Here is a 16,803-nt window from a genome sequence, read left to right as displayed (position 1 = left end):
CAGGCGTGTGAGGTCGTTCCCGGCAATGCGTTCCTGACGGCTACGGTCATGCCACTTCCACGGCAGGGGAGATGGCATGACCGTCCAGATCGAGATGTCCACCGCCGACGTCGAGGCCGCCGCCTCGGCGGTCGGCACCGTCGCCGAGGCCGTCCTGGCGAGCCACCACGCCGAGCACGTCGGCGCCCTCGCACCGGCGCTGCCCGGTTCGCAGAGCGCCGAGGCGGCCCTCCGGCTGCGGGGCGTGTGGTCCGCGCAGGCGCGCCGGTGGTCGTCCGACGCCGCCGCCCAGCGCGACCGCGTGCTCGCGTCGGTCCGCGCGGCCGTCCGCACGGATCAGGCGGTCGCCGAGTCGTTCGCCCGGATCGCCAGCCGGGGCGGGGCGGTGCACCCGTGACCGCACTCGACACCGTGCTCGCCTGGCGGCCGGACGCCGTCGCCGGCCTCGCCGACCACCTCGCCGGGTGCCGCCGCCTGCTCGTCACCCTCGACGACGACCTCGACGCGGCCGCACCGCCCGCGACCTGGGCCGGCCCGTCCCGTGACGCCGCGCTCCGCGCCCACGACGCCCTGCGCCGGCGCCTCGCGACGACCGTCGCCGAGATCGCCCTCGTCGCCGTCTCGGCCGACGACGCCGCCGCGTCGCTGACCACCGCCCGCGCGGAGCTCGACGCCACACTCGCCTGGGCCCGCGCCCACGGCTACCACGTCGACCACGGCACCGGCCGTGCCACCGACGCCCGCTGCGTCGCCGACGACGACGAGGCCCGGGACCGAGCCCTCACCGCGCGCGAGCTCACCGACCGCGTCCAGCAGGCGCTCCGCACCGCCCAGCACGCCGACACGCTGCTCGCCGACGCCCTGCGCCGGGCCGCCGACACCGACGACCCGCTCCCCGCCGCGGGCCTCGCAGCAGCCGGCCACGCCGGTGCGGCCCGGGGACGCCACCGCCTCCTGCGCCCACCGGGCGGGACCCCCGCCGACGCCGCCGCGTGGTGGCGGTCCCTCACACCCGAGCACCAGGCCCGCGTCCTCGCCCGGCACCCCGAGTGGGTCGGGAACCTCGACGGCATCCCGTTCGCCGTCCGGGACCAGGCGAACCGCGTCCTGCTCGACCGGTACCGCGACGAGCTGACCGCCCAGCGCGAGGCGCTGCTCGCGGACGCGGACTCCTGGGACGCGGACACCGCAGGGATCCTGATCGTGCTCGACGAGAAGCTGGCCGGCCTCGAGGCCATCGAACGGGCGCTCGCCACCAGCGGCGACCGGAGGCTCCTGCTGCTCGACACCACCGGTGATCATCAGCTCAAAGCCGCGGTCGGTGTCGGCGATGTCGACTCCGCGGCGCACGTCGGGGTGTTCGTCCCGGGCTTCACCACAACAGTGAGCGGCAACCTCGAGGACCACGTCGTGAGCATGGAGGACCTGGCCTCGCGTGCGCGTGCGGAGTCACGAGCGCACGGAGACCAAGGCGGGGTCGCCACCGTGGCCTGGCTCGGCTACGAGGCACCGCAGTGGTCCGACGTGACGGATCCGACGGGCCGCTTCGTCACCAGCGACACCCTGGCGCGGCAGGGGGGCGAGGATCTCGCGCGGTTCCTGCAAGGAGTGGACGCCGCCCGCGACTTCGAGCACCCGAGGCTGACGGCCCTCGGACACTCCTACGGGTCGACGACGACGGGGTTCGCCATGCGAGAGGAGACCGGGCTGGACGCTGCCGTGGTGTTCGGCTCCCCGGGCTTGGCCACCAGCTCCGCCGAGAGTCTCGACGTGCCTGCCGGCTCGCTGTACCGCGTCGAAGCACGGCTCGATCCGGTTGCCGACGCGGGCCACTTCGGGGTCGATCCCTCTCACCTCCGCGGCGTCACCGGACTCTCGTCCCGAGCAGGCGAGGTCGGAGGCGTTCCGTACGAGGCGTCGACTGGCCACTCCGACTACCTGCGAGACAACACGATGAGCCAGCACAACATCGCGTCGGTGGTCGTCGGACTGACGGACCGCGCGGTTCTCCACTCCGGCGTGGGCGCCGGCGATTTCGTCAGCCACCTCCGGGCAGTGACCTCGTGACGCGCGGGGGACGACTACCGGTCGCGAGGAGACGATCCCTCCCGTGGGGGTTCATCGCCCTGCTGAGCGCCGCCTCGCTCCTCGCGTCCTGTGAACCATCGATCTCGACCGAGGAGCTGCACGAACGGATGATCGCCCGCCCCACGATGGAGCAGATGCTCGACCACTACGAGCCCATGCTCCGCGAGATGGTCGCCACCCTGGACAACGAGATCGGCGGCCTGGACTGGTACGCCGCTCCCGACATCCTCCCGATGGGCTGGGCGAACTGCAGCACGCAGGGGGCGATCACCGAAGCCCAGGAGTTCCACCCGGTCGGTCTCACCGCCGACGGCACGTACGACCGGTCGGACTGGGGGGCCGTGGTGGCGATCATCCGGGAAGTCGGCGGACGCTACGGCTTCGAGTCCCAGGGGTACCTCGTCGACCGCCCCACGGACATGACGTTCATCGGGAGGGACCGGTACGGCGCAAGCTACTCGTTCGACATGGGGCGCCACTCGGTCCTCGTGCTACGCACAGGCTGCCACCTGTGGGAGAACAAGCCCGGACTCGACTACACCCGCCGCTCCCCGCTCGATGGTCCGGCACCGACCCCTGCCCCCGGCACATCGACGAGCCCGCCGGCATGACGACCCGTCCCGCCGCCCGGCTCCGGAGGAGTCGCACCGTCGGAGCGGCGCTGGTGATCGCTTCGCTGACTGCGGGCTGCTCGGGCGAGATCACCACGACGGAGCGGGAGGCAGAGACGACCGCTCGACCGTTGATGGAGCAGATGCTCGACCACTACGCGGCCATGCGAACGCGAGATGGTCGAGGTGCTCGACGCCGAGATCGGCGGTCTGCGCTGGGTCGCAGACCCGGTGCAGATGGGCGCGAGCCGTTCGGGATGCAGTACCGGGGGCGCCATCACGGAGGCACAGGAGGTCGAGACCCTCGGCCCCGGGCCTGGATCACGAGTGGCCCTTGACGCTGCAGGATCCGTCCTCGCCACCAGCTCCGACGGGGTGAGGGCGACCGACGTCAGTGTCTCGGCGCAGCTGCTCCTGGAAGCCGCCCGCCCGCCGTAACCCGCCGGACACCTCCGCCGCGTACGGTCCGTCCACCGGCCGCACCGCGGCGCGCCGGCCGGACCATCGCGACCGTCGGGGGAGGGAGCCGCGTGTTCGAGCACGTCGACCCGTTCATCGGCACGGAGGCCACGGCGCTGCCGCCGCAGACCGGCCTGGCGGCGACCTGGTGGTGGCCGAAGCCGCAGGTCGGGAACACGCACCCGGGGGCCACGTATCCGCTGGGGATGGTGAGCGCGTGCGCGTACTCCGGCGCGTACCCGACGGGGTACGGGCGGTACGACCTGTCGACGGAGGGGCTGCCGCCGGAGCTGCACGCGGGGACGCGGGCCTCGGGGTTCACGCACTTCCAGCAGTCCGGCACGGGGGCGATCCGCAAGTACTACAACTACGTGCGGGTCACGCCGATGCTGCTGCCGCTGGACGACCTGGGGCTGCTGTACGACGTCGTCGAGGAGGAGGCGGAGCCCGGCTGGTACGCCGCGACCCTCGACTCGGGCATCCGGTGCGAGGTGACCGTGGGCCCGAAGTCCGCGGTGCACCGGTACACGTTCCCGGCGCACCGGGACGCGCGGCTGGTCATCGACCTGAGCCTCGGCGGGCTGGACATCCCGTACGGCCGGACCGTGCCGCTGCGCGCGCACCTGCAGGCCCTCGCCCCGGGCGTGGCGCAGGGCGAGATCACCGTCGAGGGCGCGCCGCTGGCCGTGCACGTGGAGTGCGACGCGCCGGCGTCGGCGCAGTGGCGGCAGCTGCTCTGGTACGACCGGCGCCTCATGCCGGGCGGCACACGGCTGGACTTCGACCGGATCCGCCCGACGACGCTGCGCCCGTTCGGGTTGATGTGGGCGGGTCGCGCGGAGCCGGGCCAGGTGGTGGAGCTGCGGTTCGGGTTCTCGCTGCGGGGCGTCGACCAGGCGCGCGAGAACCTCGAGCGGGAGTGCGGCCCGGGGCCGGGGTCGTTCGCCACGCGGCGCGCCCGGACGGCCCAGGACTGGCGGGAGCACCTCGGCAGGGTGCAGGTCGACACGCCGGACCCGGGCAAGCACACGGTGATGGCCACGGCGCTCTACCACTCGCTGGTGAAGCCGTGCCTGGCCCCGGACGAGAGCCCGTTCTGGCCGACGGACACACCGTTCGCGTTCGACATCGCGACGATGTGGGACATCTACCGCACGCAGCTCCCGCTGCTCACGGCCCTCGTGCCGGAGAGGGCCGTCGAGCTGGCGACCGCGATCCTCCACATCGCCGAGGAGGAGGGCAACTTCCCGATCGGCTACCGCATGGCGCGCGGCGCGGACCGGTTCTCCCGACAGGGCAGCGCGCTGGCGCACACGTTCTTCGCCGACCTGTGCGCCCTCGGCATGCCTCTGGACTGGGACTGGGCGCTGGTTCACCTGCACAACGACCTGCGGCGCACGTACGGCGAGGAGTTCCTGCTGCACGGCCGCGCGCACCCGATCAGCCACACCCTCGACCTGGCGTTCGGCTACTTCTGCACGGCGGTGATCGCGCAGCAGGTCGGCGACCGGACGCTCGTGGCGCAGTTCGCCCCGCTCGCGGACCGGTGGCGCAACGCCTTCGACCCGGGCACGGGCCTGCTGCGGGACTCGACGTTCTACGAGGGCGGCCGGTGGAACTACTCGTTCCGGCTGCTGCACGACATGGCGTCGCGCATCGGGCTGGCGGGCGGGGACGCGGCGTTCGTGGCGCTGCTGGACCGGTTCTTCGGCTACGGCGCCGCCCCCGTGACGCAGCCCGGCCTCGCGCCGGACGCTGACGAGATGCTCGCCGGGTACGCGCTGCACCGGTTCGAGGGCCTGAACAACGAGCCGGACATGGAGGCGCCCTGGGCGTACCAGTACGCCGGCCGCCCGGACCGCACCGCCGAGGTGGTGCACGCCGTGACCCAGCAGCAGTTCGGCACGGGACGCGGCGGGCTGCCGGGCAACGACGACTCCGGCGGGCTGTCGTCCTGGTACGTGTGGGCGAGCCTCGGCCTGTTCCCGGTCGCCGGGCAGAACCTGTTCCTCGTCAACGCCCCCGCCTGGCGGGAGGCCCGGGTCGACGTCGGCGGGCGGCCGTTCACGATCGACACCCGCGGGTTCGTCGAGCCGGAGCCCGGCGGCCCCGCGCAGTATGTGCAGCGCGTCCTGCTGGACGGCGCGGAGCTGGACCGGACGTGGCTGACCGGCACCGAGCTGCACGCCGGCGGCCACCTGCGGGTGGACCTCGGGCCGGAACCCGGGCCCTGGACGGCGGCGACCCGGCCGCCGTCGCACCCCGGCAGACCCACCGGCTCCCCCGCCTGAGCGCGACCGGGCGCCGACCCCGCACCGGCCCGGCACCCACCGGGCACCGACCCGGCACCCTCCCGCGCGGACCCCGACCGGGACGCACCCGCCCCGGGCACCGGTCCCGCCACCCCAGCAGCAACCCCCGACCGTCACCCCCGCACCAGCCGCGCCGCACCCCCGGAGGTTCCCGTGACCGACACCGTCCTGACCCCCGCGTCCGACTCCCCGCCACGCCGCGTGGACCGCCGCCTGGTGATAGTCGTGCGCGCCGACCCGGTGATCTGCGGGCACTCCGGGGAGGCCCGCAACCTCGCGGAGGCCGCGCTCGACCGCGGGTTCGACGAGGTCCGCATCGTCACGTGGCCGATCGACCGGCTGCAGGCCGCCGGGCTGCCCCTCAAGCCGCTGGACCGGGTGCTGCCGTACCGGGAGGGCGTGGTCGTCGAGCGACCCGACCCCGTCGGCGACTACAAGGTGCCGGACGGCCGCTGGGTCGCGGGCCTGATCGGCCGGCTGGTCGAGCTGTTCACCGACGGGGTGCCGACCGTCGCGCTCTCCCTGTACCTGAGCCCGCACGCGACGGCCGTCGCGGACGCGGTGCACGTCGCCCGCCGCACCGGGCTGCCGGTGCGGGTGACGACGGTCGCCGAGGCGGTCGGGTCCGACGTGACGAATGTGGTGCGGGCGTGCGTCGAGGCCGACCGGTTCGGCGCGGCGGCGCACGTCCTGTCGGCCTACCTGGAGCACGACGTCTGCCTGGCCGTGTCGGAGTACACCCGCGAGCTCATCGTCGCGGAGGCTCAGGCGGTGGACGCGAAGCACGGCACCACGTTCGCCCAGCAGTGCCGCGAGCGGGTGCGCATCTCCTACCCCGCGGTGGACGTCGCGCGGTACCTCGCCCGCGACGACGCCGAGACGGACGCGGTGCTCGCCGGCCGGGGCCTCGACCGCGGCGGGTACGTGCTGTACCTGTCCCGGCTGGCGGCGGCGAAGGGCGTCGACGACCTCATCGACGGCTACGCGGCGAGCAGCGCGCCCGGCACGCACCGGCTGGTGGTCGCCGGCAACGGCCCCGACGCGGGCCGCCTGCGCGCGCACGCGGCGGCGTCGCCCGTCGCGGACCGCATCCTGTTCCTCGACGACGTGTCGGACGACGAGAAGCCGCACCTCATGGCCGGCTCCGCCGCCTACGTGCTGCCCAGCAAGCCGCGGCCGGAGTTCGTCGAGACGTTCGGCATCGCCCTGGTCGAGAAGATGCTGTCCGGCGGCGGTCCCGTCATCACCACGGACACCGGCGGGATCCCCGAGGCGGTCGGCGACACGGCGACGATCGTGCCGGTCGAGGACCCCGCGGCGATCGCTGCGGCGATCGACGAGGCGCTCGCCCTCGGTCCCGTGGAGCGGGAGCAGCGCGCCGACGCGGCCCGGGAGCTCGCACTGCAGTTCGACCGCGCCGTGGTGCTGGACAAGATCCTGGAGGCGGTCGCGGAGGTGGCACCCGCGACGGCCCCGTGACCGCGCCCGCGACGGCCCGCGCGGTGGGCTCCCGGCGGGCGGAACCGAGCCCGACCCGGTAGGAACGACGGCATGACCCGCGTCGGCTTCCACAACTCGCACGAGCAGGTCCACCCGAGCGCGCTCCTCGCGGCGACGCAGCGCGCCGAGCGGGCGGGCTTCGACGCGGCGATGTGCTCCGACCACTGGGCGCCGTGGAGCGTGCACCAGGGCCACTCCGGGTTCGCCTGGACGTGGCTCGGGTCGGCGCTCGCCACGACGCGGCTGCCGTTCGGGGTGGTGAACGCGCCCGGGCAGCGGTACCACCCGGCGGTCGTCGCCCAGGCCGCCGCGACCCTCGCCGCGATGTACCCGGGTCGGTTCTGGGTGGCGCTGGGGTCGGGCGAGAACATGAACGAGCACATCACCGGCGACCCGTGGCCCCCCAAGCCGGAGCGCGACGCGCGGCTGCGCGAGTGCGTGCAGGTCATCCGGGCGCTGCTCGCCGGCGAGGAGGTCACGCACCACGGCCTGGTGACCGTCGACCGCGCGCAGCTGTGGACGCTGCCGGAGGTGCAGCCGCGTCTGGTCGGGCCCGCGGTGACCGCTGAGACGGCCCGCGCGCACGCCGACTGGGCGGACGGGCTGGTCACGGTGAACCAGGACCTCGAGACCCTGCGCCGCGTCGTCGGGGAGTACCGGGACGCCGGCGGGCGCGGGCCGGTCGCGCTGCAGGTGCACGTGTCGTACGCGACCGACCCGGACGAGGCGTGGCGGCTGGCGCGCGAGCAGTGGGCGGGCAACGCCGCGGGGCCGCCCGCCGCCTGGGACCTCGCGACCCCGGAGGCGTTCGACGAGCTCGCGGCGACGGTGGACGACGAGACGCTGGGCACCGCGGTGGTCGTCGAGCACGACCCGGAGCGGCTGCGGGACCGGCTCGTCGAGCTGGCCGAGGTCGGCTTCGACGAGGTCTACCTGCACCAGGTCGCCACCGACGTCCGGCCCGACCACGGCAAGCACGACGACGCGACGCCGACCGTGACCCGCCCGCCGTCATCGCTGGACGCGTTCATCGACCTCGCGGCGGAGCACCTGCTCCCCGCGCTGCACGCCGTCGACGCCGGTACCGGGGAGGACGCGGCATGAGGATCCGCGACACGGGCGACCTGTGGTGGAAGAGCGCGGTCGTGTACTGCCTCGACGTCGAGACGTACATGGACTGGGACGACGACGGCATCGGCGACCTGCCGGGCCTGGTGCAGCGGCTCGACCACCTGGCCGACCTCGGCGTCACGTGCCTGTGGCTGATGCCGTTCTACCCGACCGCCGACCGGGACGACGGCTACGACATCACCGACTTCTACGGCGTGGACCCCCGGCTGGGCGACGCCGGCGACCTCGTCGAGCTGATCCGCACGGCCCGCGACCGCGGCATCCGCGTGATCGCCGACCTCGTCGTCAACCACACCTCCGACCGGCACCCGTGGTTCCGCTCGGCGCGCAGCAGCCCCGACAGCCCGTACCGGGACTTCTACGTCTGGCGCACGGACGAGCCGCCGCCGACCGGGGACGAGGTGGTCTTCCCCGACCAGGAGACCGGCATCTGGACGTTCGACGAGCGGGCGGGGGCCTGGTACCGGCACCGGTTCTACCGGCACCAGCCGGACCTCAACACCGCCAACCCGGCCGTGCGCGACGCCATCGCGAAGGTCGTCGGGTACTGGGCGGAGGTGGGCCTGTCGGGGTTCCGGGTGGACGCCGTGCCGTTCATGCTGGCCGACACCGCGAAGTCCCCCGCCGACGACATCGAGCACCCGCACGAGTTCCTCAAGGCCCTGCGGTCGTTCCTGTCCCGCCGCGAGGGCGACTCGGTCCTCATGGGCGAGGTCAACCTCCCGTACGAGGAGCAGCGGCTGTTCTTCGGGGACCAGGACGGCGACGGCGCCGCGGAGGGCGACGAGCTGACGCTGCAGTTCGACTTCGTCCTCATGCAGCAGATGTACCTGGCGCTCGCCCGGCAGGACGCCGGACCGCTCGCGCAGGCGCTGCGGGACCGCCCCGCGATCCCGCACGACGCCCAGTGGGCCACGTTCGTGCGGAACCACGACGAGCTGACGCTGGACAAGCTGAGCGACGACGAGCGGGCCGAGGTGTTCGCGGCGTTCGGGCCGGACGAGGACATGCAGCTCTACGGCCGCGGTCTGCGGCGACGCCTGCCCCCGATGCTGGACGGCGACCCCCGCCGGGTGCGGATGGTCTACTCGCTGCTGTTCACGCTGCCCGGCACGCCGGTGCTGTTCTACGGCGAGGAGATCGGCATGGGCGAGAACCTCGCCGCCGACGGCCGCCTCGCCGTGCGGACGCCGATGCAGTGGACGTCCGGCCCCAACGGCGGGTTCTCGGCCGCGGCGCCCCGGAAGCTGGCCGGGCCGGTGGTCGGGGGAGGCTTCGCGCCCGAGCACGTGAACGTCGCCGACCAGCGGCGCGACCCGGACTCCCTGCTCGCGTTCCTGCAGCTGCTCACGCGCCGGTACCGGGAGTGCCCCGAGCTCGGGTGGGCGGAACGCGCGGAGATCCTCGACCAGCCGCACGCCGCCGTGCTCGCGCACCGGTGCACGTGGCAGGACGCGTCGATGGTCGCGCTGCACAACCTCGGGCCCGAGGCGGTGACCGTGCCGCTGCAGCTGCGCGACCTCACGCGCGCGGCGGGCGAGGCGGGCCCGGCGGACGACACCGCGTCGCCGGCCAGCGGCGTCAAGGACGACCGGCCGGTCCGGCTGGTCGACCTGCTCGACGACGGGGCCTGCGAGGTCGGCCCCGACGGGCGGGTGGAGCTGGAGCTGCCGGCGTACGGGTACCGGTGGCTCCGCGTGGTGCAGCCGGGGTCGCGCCGGCTGCTCTGACCCCGGCTGCTCCGACCCCGACGGCCCGACCCCGGCGGCCCCGACCCCGGCGGCTCAGCGCCGGGTCACCGACCACCGGCCCGCGGCGAGGTCCACGAGGCGCGGCAGGATCACGTCCCCCGCCGCGCGCAGGCCGTCGTGCAGGTACTCGTTGGTCACCCAGACCTGGGCGCTGCCGACCCGGTCGGCGGTGCCCAGCGCGAGGTCGAGGTCGACGTACGGGTCGTCGACGTACTGCACCGCCGCGAGCGGCACCTCGTTCGACGCGAGCCGGGCGGGGTCGTACAGCGCGGGCCACGACGTGCGGGCCGTGAGCACCTCGGCGGCCTCCCGGAACGGTCGCAGCGCGCGCACCTCCGCGAACATCCACGGGAAGACGGCCTCCCCCGTCAGCCCGAGCGGCCGCGCGTCGGCGTCCAGCCCGGGGTGGCGCTCCCGCTCCGCCTGCGCCGCCCAGCCGCCGGCGCGCTCCCCCTGGTGGTAGATGACCTCCTGGAGCACCGCGTACAGCGGGTTCGCGTCGAAGCCGGTCTGCGCCTGCACCGCGAGCGCCGTCGCGTCGTCCGGCACGCCGTCCGCGTCGGGGTCGAGCGTGTCGAGCAGCCAGTGCAGGGCGTCGACCCCGGTGCTCATGCCCAGCGGCATGCCGAGCGTCTGGAGCCGGCGGACCGTGAACGGGTCGCCGTCGGGCAGTCGGACGTCCCCGGCGGCGAGCCGGTCCGCGAGCGCCCCGAGCCGTGCGACGTCGTCGGGGTACCGGCGCGCGAACGCGGCGACCCGGGCCGCCTGCCGCGGGAACGTCCGGGCGTAGACGTCCTCGGCGGTCGCCGTGATCCCGGGTAGCCCACCGGTGACGTAGCAGGCCGTCAGCGCCTCCGGGTGCCGCGACAGGTACGTGAGGGTGAGGAACCCGCCGTACGACTGCCCGAGCGTCGCCCAGCGCCGTCCGCCGAACACCCGGTGCCGCACCGCCTCCGCGTCCTCCACGATCGCGTCGGCGCGGAAGCACGCCAGGTAGTCGGCGAGCTGCTCGCCCGTCGCGAAGCGCGCGGCGGTCCGTCCGTCCACCCGCGACGACCGGCCGGTGCCCCGCTGGTCGAGCAGCACGACGCGGTGGGTGCGCAGCGCGGTCGACCACCAGCCGCCGCCGAGCGGACGCGGGCCCATGCCGCCGGGGCCGCCCTGGAGGAACAGCAGCAGCGGCAGGTCCTCGGCGTCCCGGGCCGGGTCGACGAGCTCGCGGGCGAACACCTCGATCGCGGGGAACCGGCCCGGGTCCGACCGGTCCACCGGCACCTCGACGCGGTGGTCGCGGACGAGCACGGGAGGCACGAGGCGGGTGCTCGGCAGGGCGGCGGGCTCGGCGGTCGTGTGCGACTCGGTCACGCCCAGCACCCTAGGCGTCGCAGCGGCCGCGGGACGGCCGGGGGACGACCGTGTTTCCGCGGCGTCAGACGCGCACGACGGGCGTAACACCTGCGTGAACTCCGCCCGCCCCGCCTTGTCGACGGCCCGCCCGCCCGCGGAGACTCGCGTCGGGCGCCGGGGCGGACGCCGCGGCCGAGCGGGGGGCACACCATGACGACGGACGACGCGCCGGGCGGCACCGGCCTGGCGGAGCCCGGGGCGTCAGGCCTGCCCGCGGTCGGTGCGCCCGCGCCGGCATGGCTGCACGAGGCGCTCGCCGCCGCCTGGGGCTGGGACGCCGCCGAGACGGAGGTGGACCTGCTGCGGTTGTCACGCAACGCGACGTTCCGGGTGCGGGTGCGGGGCGTCCCGGTCGCGGCCACCCGGGTCGCCGCGCCCCCGTACATGGACGACACGGCCGCCGTGGAGTCGGAGGTCGCCTGGGTGGCGTCCATCGCCGGGACGGGCACGGTGCGGGTGCCGACGACGATCGCGCCGCTCGACGGGCGGACGGTCGCCCTGGTCGCGGACGAGGTGGAGCGGCACTGGGTCTGCCACACCGCGACGTGGGCCCGGGGGACGGTGGCGGACGACGCGACCGCACCGGTCGCGCTGCACCGCCGGCTCGGCACGACCGCCGCGGTGCTCCACGAGCACGCCCTCGGCTTCGCCCGCCCACGTGGTTTCGTGCGACCGGCGTGGGAGCCGGCGGACCTGGTCGGTCCCGGCAGCCGGTGGGGCGCCTGGGAGTCCGCCTGCCTGCCGCCCGCCGACCTCGCCCTGCTGGCCCGGGCCCGCGACGCGGCGCTCGCCGAGCTCCACGACGCCTCGCGGGCGCCCGACGCCTGGGGGCTGGTGCACGCCGACCTGCGACCGGGCAACGTCCTGCTCGACGGCGACGACCTGACCGTCATCGACTTCGACGACTCCGGGTTCTCCTGGTTCGTGCTCGACCTGGCCGCCGCCCTGACCGGCGTCGAGCACCTGCCCGACGCCCCCGATCGCGCCCAGGCGTGGGCCGCGGGCTACCAGGAGGTCCGCCCGCTGACGAGCGCGGACGAGCGGACGGCGTGCGCGCTGTCGATGCTGCGCCGGCTCCAGGTGCTCGGCCGCACCGCCACCGACCCCCGGGGCGGGCCGTCGGGCGCCCTGCGCGCCGAGCAGCCCGCCGGGTCGGTGCTCGTCGCCGAGCGGTACCTGCGGTCGCCGACCTGGCTGCTGCGCTGAGCCGGCGGCCCCCGACCGGGCGCTGCTCCACCCGGGTGATTCCGCTCAGGGCGGCGCCACGGACCACCGATGCCGTGGGGGGTCGGCGCCGTCCGGGCGCCGTCGACTCCTGGGGGCACGATGACTCGCACCTTCAACCCGCCACCGGACTGGCCCGCAGCGCCCGCCGGCTGGACGCCTCCTCCCGGGTGGGAGCCGGACCCGTCGTGGCCACCTGCCCCCGAGGGCTGGGAGCTGTGGGTCGACACGCCCGCGCCGCGCCGGCGCTGGCGGCCGGTCGCCGCGGCGGCGGTCGCCGGACTGGTGCTCGGCGCCGTGATCGGCACCGCCGGGGCGAACGGGGCGCTGTCCGACGAGCGGGCTGCACTCACCGCCGACCAGAGCGCGGCCGACGAGCGCAGCGCGGTGCTCGACGAGCGGGAGACGCAGGTCGTCGAGCGGGAGGACGCCGCGGACGACGCCGAGGAGGCGAACGCCGAGGCCGCCCAGGCCGCCGCCGACGCCCAGCAGCAGGCGGACGCGGACGCGGACCGCAACGCCACCCGGGCCGACGAGCTCGCCGACCAGGCCGCGACGCTCGACCAGCGCAGCGCGGACCTCGACGCGACGGCGGCCGCGCTCGCGGCACGGGAGGCCGAGGTGGCGGCACGGGAGGCGGCGGTCACGACGTCCGCCGCCGGTACGTCGACGGCGGCCGGCAGCACAGGCGGCAGGACGTCCACGTACTACGCGAACTGCGACGCCGCCCGTGCCGCCGGCGCCGCCCCGGTGCTGGCCGGCCAGCCGGGCTACCGCGCCGCGCTGGACCGGGACGGGGACGGGGTGGGCTGCGAGTAGCCCCCATCCACCCGGGGGCGTCGGGGCGGCGAGCGCCGGACGGGGAGCGCCGCCCCACCCCTCCCCAGGGCGGGCAGGTGCGTGCCGTCCCCAGGCACGCGGGCTCCCGACTCCGCGACGCGCCCGCCGCTGTCAGGGTCGGGGGACGGCGGTCCGCACGGGACCGCTACCGACCCGGGAGCACGCCGCCATGACGAGCACCGCCAGCCCCACGCCCGCGGCGTACGCCGCCAGGTCCTGCCACGCGAACGTCGTCCCCAGGACGAACGCCGCCGGCCGCCACCGGTCGACGAGCAGCGCCGGGCCGCCCGTCGCCTGCGCCACCTCGACGACCCAGCAGAGCACGACCGCCGCGACGGCACGGCGCCGCAGGGACCACCGGGGCGCCGCGAGCGACACCAGCAGCAGCACGAGCACCGCGTACAGGGCGTCGCCGAGCACGTCGGCCGCGGCGCCGGCTCCCACCCGGGCCGTGACGAGGCCCGCGGCGACCACGGGCCCGACGGCGAGCGCGACGCCGCGCCGGTGGACCCGATCGGGGACGTGCGGCGCGGCGGGCGCGGCGTGCGCGGCAGTCCCGGCGGGCGGCGCGGCAGGTCCGGCGGGCGCGGCAGGTCCACCGGTGGCGACGGGCACGTCGCGGGCATCGGGGCGGGTCATGGCACCTCCGCGGGTCACGCTAGGCAACCCGCCGCCGTCGCGGGCGTCTCGCGAGGGCAGGTCGCGGGCGGGTGCCGTGTGGGTGCGGTGTGCGACCGTTCCGCCGTGACACCCTCCCCTGCGCGGACCTCGCGGCCCCCGGCGCCCCGCTCGCCGCGCGCACGACGCGGACACGGACACGGACCTCGCGGCGGCACGCGCCTCGGCTGGGCCTGGCTCGTCCTCGTCGTCGCGGTGGCCCTCGGCGCGGGCGTCCCGGCGTGGTCGCAGGCCCAGGACGCCGGTCGGTTCCCGGTCACGCAGCAGGACCTCGACCGCGCCCGGACGGAGCTCGACGCGCTCCCGGTGAAGGGTCGCGCGCCCCGCACCGGCTACGACCGTGACCAGTTCGGGCCCGCGTGGGCGGACGTGGACAGCAACGGCTGCGACACCCGCAACGACGTCCTGGCACGGGACCTGACGGACGTGACCGTCGAGCCCGGGACGCACGGCTGCGTGGTGCTGTCCGGGACGCTCGCCGACCCGTACAGCGGTGTGACCGTGGTGTTCGAGCGCGGGCCCCGCAGCGCGGACGTGCAGGTCGACCACGTCGTCGCCCTCTCGGACGCCTGGCAGAAGGGCGCCCAGCAGTGGGACGCCGAGCGTCGCCGGCAGTTCGCGAACGACCCCGCGAACCTGCTGGCGGTCGACGGTCCGACCAACGGCGCCAAGGGGGACGGTGACGCCGCGACGTGGTTGCCGCCGAGCACCGGCTACCGCTGCGCGTACGTCGCCCGGCAGGTGCGGGTCAAGGCGGCGTACGGGCTGTGGGTCACACGGGCCGAGCGTGACGCGATCGACCGCACCCTCGACGGCTGCGTGGTCGCGGACTGAGCGGGGCTCAGAGCAGCGGCCGCTGCAGGATCCAGGACCCCCCGAGCACCAGGGCGCCGACGCACACGAGCAGGAACGCGGCCACCCAGAACCCACCGGGCAGCGGCGTGAGCCGGGCCAGCGCGTCCGCGTCGGACGTCCCCCGCCCGCGTCCGCGCCGCCGCTGCGCCTGCATCTCCAGCACGGCCCGCGGCGCGCCGAGCAGCAGGAACCACGTCACGGCGTAGGCGACGGCGACCTGCACCGCCGCCGACCCCCACCACGTCACGACGACCAGGACCACGCCCGTGACCAGCACCGCCCACAGGCCGTACCAGTTGCGGATCTGCACCAGCACGAGCGCGAGCGCCACCACCAGGCCCCACAGCAGCCCGACGGCGTAGCCCCGCCCGAGCACCCACGCGGCCGCCAGCCCGAGCACCGCGGGCCCGACGTACCCCGCGAAGGCCGTGGCGACCATCCCCGGGCCGCGCGGACGCCCCACGGAGACCGTCAGCCCGGAGGTGTCGGAGTGCACGCGCACACCGGAGAGCCGTCGCCCGGACAGCACGGCGACCAGGGCGTGCGCGGCCTCGTGCACGATCGTCAGCAGGTGCCGCGACAGGTGCCACAGGGTCGGCACCGCCAGGCACAGCAGCGCCGCGCCGAGCGTGCCGAGCAGCACCGGCAGCCCCGGCGCCGGCTGCACGGTCGTCGCACGGTCCCAGATCTCGCCGGGCAGCGCCCCGAGGTCGTCGAGCACGACGGTCACAGGTCGTCGAGCGTGAGGTCGTCCAGCTCGACCGCGAGGTGGACGCCGTCGGCCTCCACGGTCGCGGCCGTGACCCGGGCGCCGGCCGGGAGCCGGTCCGTGAGGCGCAGCTCGGTGATCCGGGAGGCCAGCCCGTCGGGCAGTACGCCCGCGTCGATCGTCAGCCCGCCGAGCGTCGCCGACTCGATCGCGGCGGTCACTCCGTCGGCGCCGGCGGCGGCGAGCGTCAGCGTGAGCGCCGCGGGCACGCCCGCCGCCACGCCCTCCGCGACGAGCCGGTCCCCGTCGACGCGCAGCGCCAGGTCCCAGCCGGTGCGCTCGCGCAGCAGGTCCTCGAGCGCCGCGGTCGGGACGGTGGCGGTGGCGCGCACGTGCTCGGCGCCGCGCGGCTCCCGTACGGCGACGCCCGTCGCGGCGATCCGCAGGTCCGTCACGTCGAGCCCCCGCAGCGTCGCCGAGGTGGCGCGCACGCGCACGTCGTCGAGCGTGCCACGGGCCAGCTGGGTGAGGAACGGGAAGCCCTCGACGGTGACGCGCACGGCGGTGGCGGACGTCTTCTGCCGCACCGCGTCCGCCGCCACGTCCTCCGCGACGCCCCGCGTCACGCGGTCCGCGAGCAGGGTGCCGCCGACGAGCAGCGCCACGGCGAGGACCAGGCCGACGACGCAGCCGGTGCGCCGACGGCGCCGGACGGAAGTGGTCTGCACGGCCCCGAGCCTACGAGGCCGTGCTGCGTGCGCGCGGGGAGTCCGGCACCAGGTCCCACGGGCCGGGCGAGCTCGTCGTCGGTCGGAGGCGGCGCGGTGCTCCTCCATCTCCGCGGGGATGCGCTCGCGGCCGTCTGGCTCCGAGACCCGTCACCGCTCCCGGCCCGCCCCGCGCGGCCCCGCCGTCCCGTCCGGTTGCGGGCACCGGCACCCCCGCCTTGACTCGGTGGGGCAGGGGCAGGGGCAGCGGAGCGACGGGAGCGGACACATGGGCATCGGGGACTTCGTGGACAGGGCCAAGCGGGCCGTGGCCGGGAACGAGGACAAGATCGCGGGCGCGCTCGACAAGGCGGCCGACGCGGTGAAGTCGCGGACGTCGGACTCGACCGACGCGAAGATCGACCGGGCGACCGGGAAGGCGCGGGAGCTGCTCGAGAAGCAGCGGCGCGACACCGGCGAGGAGCCTCCCCGGCACCACTCCGAGCGGCCCGACCCGCCGGCGCTCTGAGG

15 protein-coding genes are annotated in these 16,803 nt (G+C 75.7%); 11 read left to right on the top strand and 4 right to left on the bottom strand.

Annotated elements, in window-relative coordinates:
- Positions 1 to 76: 76 nt before the first annotated feature.
- The 7 genes from K5O09_RS00590 to K5O09_RS00560 all read left to right on the top strand — a co-directional run bounded on the left by K5O09_RS00590 (position 77) and on the right by K5O09_RS00560 (position 9,831).
- A complete protein-coding gene (locus K5O09_RS00590) occupies positions 77 to 397 on the top strand; it encodes a hypothetical protein (RefSeq protein ID WP_222170981.1) in 321 nt (106 codons plus the stop codon).
- Positions 394 to 2,067, top strand: a complete 1,674-nt coding sequence (locus K5O09_RS00585) for an alpha/beta hydrolase (RefSeq protein ID WP_222170980.1) — start codon at positions 394 to 396, stop codon at positions 2,065 to 2,067. The genes K5O09_RS00590 and K5O09_RS00585 overlap by 4 nt, the downstream gene beginning before the upstream one ends.
- On the top strand, positions 2,064 to 2,699 hold the full coding sequence (locus tag K5O09_RS00580; protein ID WP_255595940.1) for an LppA family lipoprotein: 636 nt from the start codon (positions 2,064 to 2,066) through the stop codon (positions 2,697 to 2,699). Before K5O09_RS00585 ends, K5O09_RS00580 begins: the two co-directional genes overlap by 4 nt.
- A 530-nt stretch (positions 2,700 to 3,229) precedes the next feature.
- A complete protein-coding gene (locus K5O09_RS00575; RefSeq protein WP_222170978.1) occupies positions 3,230 to 5,449 on the top strand; it encodes a glycoside hydrolase domain-containing protein in 2,220 nt (739 codons plus the stop codon).
- Between the two features lie 174 nt (positions 5,450 to 5,623).
- Positions 5,624 to 6,949: a glycosyltransferase gene (locus tag K5O09_RS00570; RefSeq protein WP_255595939.1), complete on the top strand. Its 1,326-nt coding sequence runs from the start codon at positions 5,624 to 5,626 to the stop codon at positions 6,947 to 6,949.
- Between the two features lie 72 nt (positions 6,950 to 7,021).
- A complete protein-coding gene (locus K5O09_RS00565) occupies positions 7,022 to 8,074 on the top strand; it encodes a TIGR03885 family FMN-dependent LLM class oxidoreductase (protein ID WP_222170977.1) in 1,053 nt (350 codons plus the stop codon).
- A complete protein-coding gene (locus tag K5O09_RS00560; protein ID WP_222170976.1) occupies positions 8,071 to 9,831 on the top strand; it encodes an alpha-amylase family protein in 1,761 nt (586 codons plus the stop codon). The genes K5O09_RS00565 and K5O09_RS00560 overlap by 4 nt, the downstream gene beginning before the upstream one ends.
- Positions 9,832 to 9,885: 54 nt before the next feature.
- On the opposite strand, the gene K5O09_RS00555 is transcribed toward K5O09_RS00560, so the two are convergent.
- On the bottom strand, positions 9,886 to 11,217 hold the full coding sequence (locus K5O09_RS00555) for an alpha/beta fold hydrolase (protein WP_255595938.1): 1,332 nt from the start codon (positions 11,215 to 11,217) through the stop codon (positions 9,886 to 9,888).
- A gap of 192 nt (positions 11,218 to 11,409) precedes the next feature.
- Between K5O09_RS00555 and K5O09_RS00550 the strand changes: the two genes are divergently transcribed.
- Positions 11,410 to 12,465, top strand: a complete 1,056-nt coding sequence (locus K5O09_RS00550; protein ID WP_222170975.1) for a phosphotransferase enzyme family protein — start codon at positions 11,410 to 11,412, stop codon at positions 12,463 to 12,465.
- A 120-nt stretch (positions 12,466 to 12,585) separates the two neighbouring features.
- Entirely contained in the window at positions 12,586 to 13,302 is a 717-nt protein-coding gene (locus K5O09_RS19385) for an excalibur calcium-binding domain-containing protein (protein WP_304518595.1), read from the top strand.
- 132 nt (positions 13,303 to 13,434) lie between these two features.
- On the opposite strand, the gene K5O09_RS00540 is transcribed toward K5O09_RS19385, so the two are convergent.
- A complete protein-coding gene (locus K5O09_RS00540; protein WP_222170974.1) occupies positions 13,435 to 13,962 on the bottom strand; it encodes a DUF2809 domain-containing protein in 528 nt (175 codons plus the stop codon).
- Positions 13,963 to 14,196: 234 nt separating this feature from the next.
- On the opposite strand from K5O09_RS00540, the gene K5O09_RS00535 reads away from it, so the two are divergent.
- Positions 14,197 to 14,835: an HNH endonuclease family protein gene (locus tag K5O09_RS00535; protein ID WP_370635499.1), complete on the top strand. Its 639-nt coding sequence runs from the start codon at positions 14,197 to 14,199 to the stop codon at positions 14,833 to 14,835.
- A gap of 7 nt (positions 14,836 to 14,842) precedes the next feature.
- Here the strand turns inward: K5O09_RS00535 and K5O09_RS00530 are convergent, their stop codons facing one another.
- Positions 14,843 to 15,586, bottom strand: coding sequence for a M50 family metallopeptidase (locus tag K5O09_RS00530; RefSeq protein ID WP_255595935.1), 744 nt, complete (start codon positions 15,584 to 15,586; stop codon positions 14,843 to 14,845).
- A complete protein-coding gene (locus tag K5O09_RS00525; protein WP_222170972.1) occupies positions 15,583 to 16,293 on the bottom strand; it encodes a DUF2993 domain-containing protein in 711 nt (236 codons plus the stop codon). Before K5O09_RS00525 ends, K5O09_RS00530 begins: the two co-directional genes overlap by 4 nt.
- Before the next feature lie 268 nt (positions 16,294 to 16,561).
- On the opposite strand from K5O09_RS00525, the gene K5O09_RS00520 reads away from it, so the two are divergent.
- Positions 16,562 to 16,801 (top strand): antitoxin, encoded by a 240-nt coding sequence (locus tag K5O09_RS00520; RefSeq protein ID WP_222170971.1) that lies wholly within the window; start codon positions 16,562 to 16,564, stop codon positions 16,799 to 16,801.
- Positions 16,802 to 16,803 lie beyond the last annotated feature (2 nt).

It is taken from the genome of Cellulomonas sp. C5510 (assembly GCF_019797765.1).
Lineage (GTDB): Bacteria > Actinomycetota > Actinomycetes > Actinomycetales > Cellulomonadaceae > Cellulomonas.
This window is presented reverse-complemented; position numbering and strand designations above follow the sequence as displayed.

Coding starts and splice junctions, on each gene's coding strand:
- K5O09_RS00565 (WP_222170977.1), top strand. CDS start 7,022: ATGACCCGCGTCGGCTTCCACAACTCGCACGAGCAGGTCCACCCGAGC.
- K5O09_RS00520 (WP_222170971.1), top strand. CDS start 16,562: ATGGGCATCGGGGACTTCGTGGACAGGGCCAAGCGGGCCGTGGCCGGG.
- K5O09_RS19385 (WP_304518595.1), top strand. CDS start 12,586: ATGACTCGCACCTTCAACCCGCCACCGGACTGGCCCGCAGCGCCCGCC.
- K5O09_RS00550 (WP_222170975.1), top strand. CDS start 11,410: ATGACGACGGACGACGCGCCGGGCGGCACCGGCCTGGCGGAGCCCGGG.
- K5O09_RS00540 (WP_222170974.1), bottom strand. CDS start 13,962: ATGACCCGCCCCGATGCCCGCGACGTGCCCGTCGCCACCGGTGGACCT.
- K5O09_RS00560 (WP_222170976.1), top strand. CDS start 8,071: ATGAGGATCCGCGACACGGGCGACCTGTGGTGGAAGAGCGCGGTCGTG.
- K5O09_RS00590 (WP_222170981.1), top strand. CDS start 77: ATGACCGTCCAGATCGAGATGTCCACCGCCGACGTCGAGGCCGCCGCC.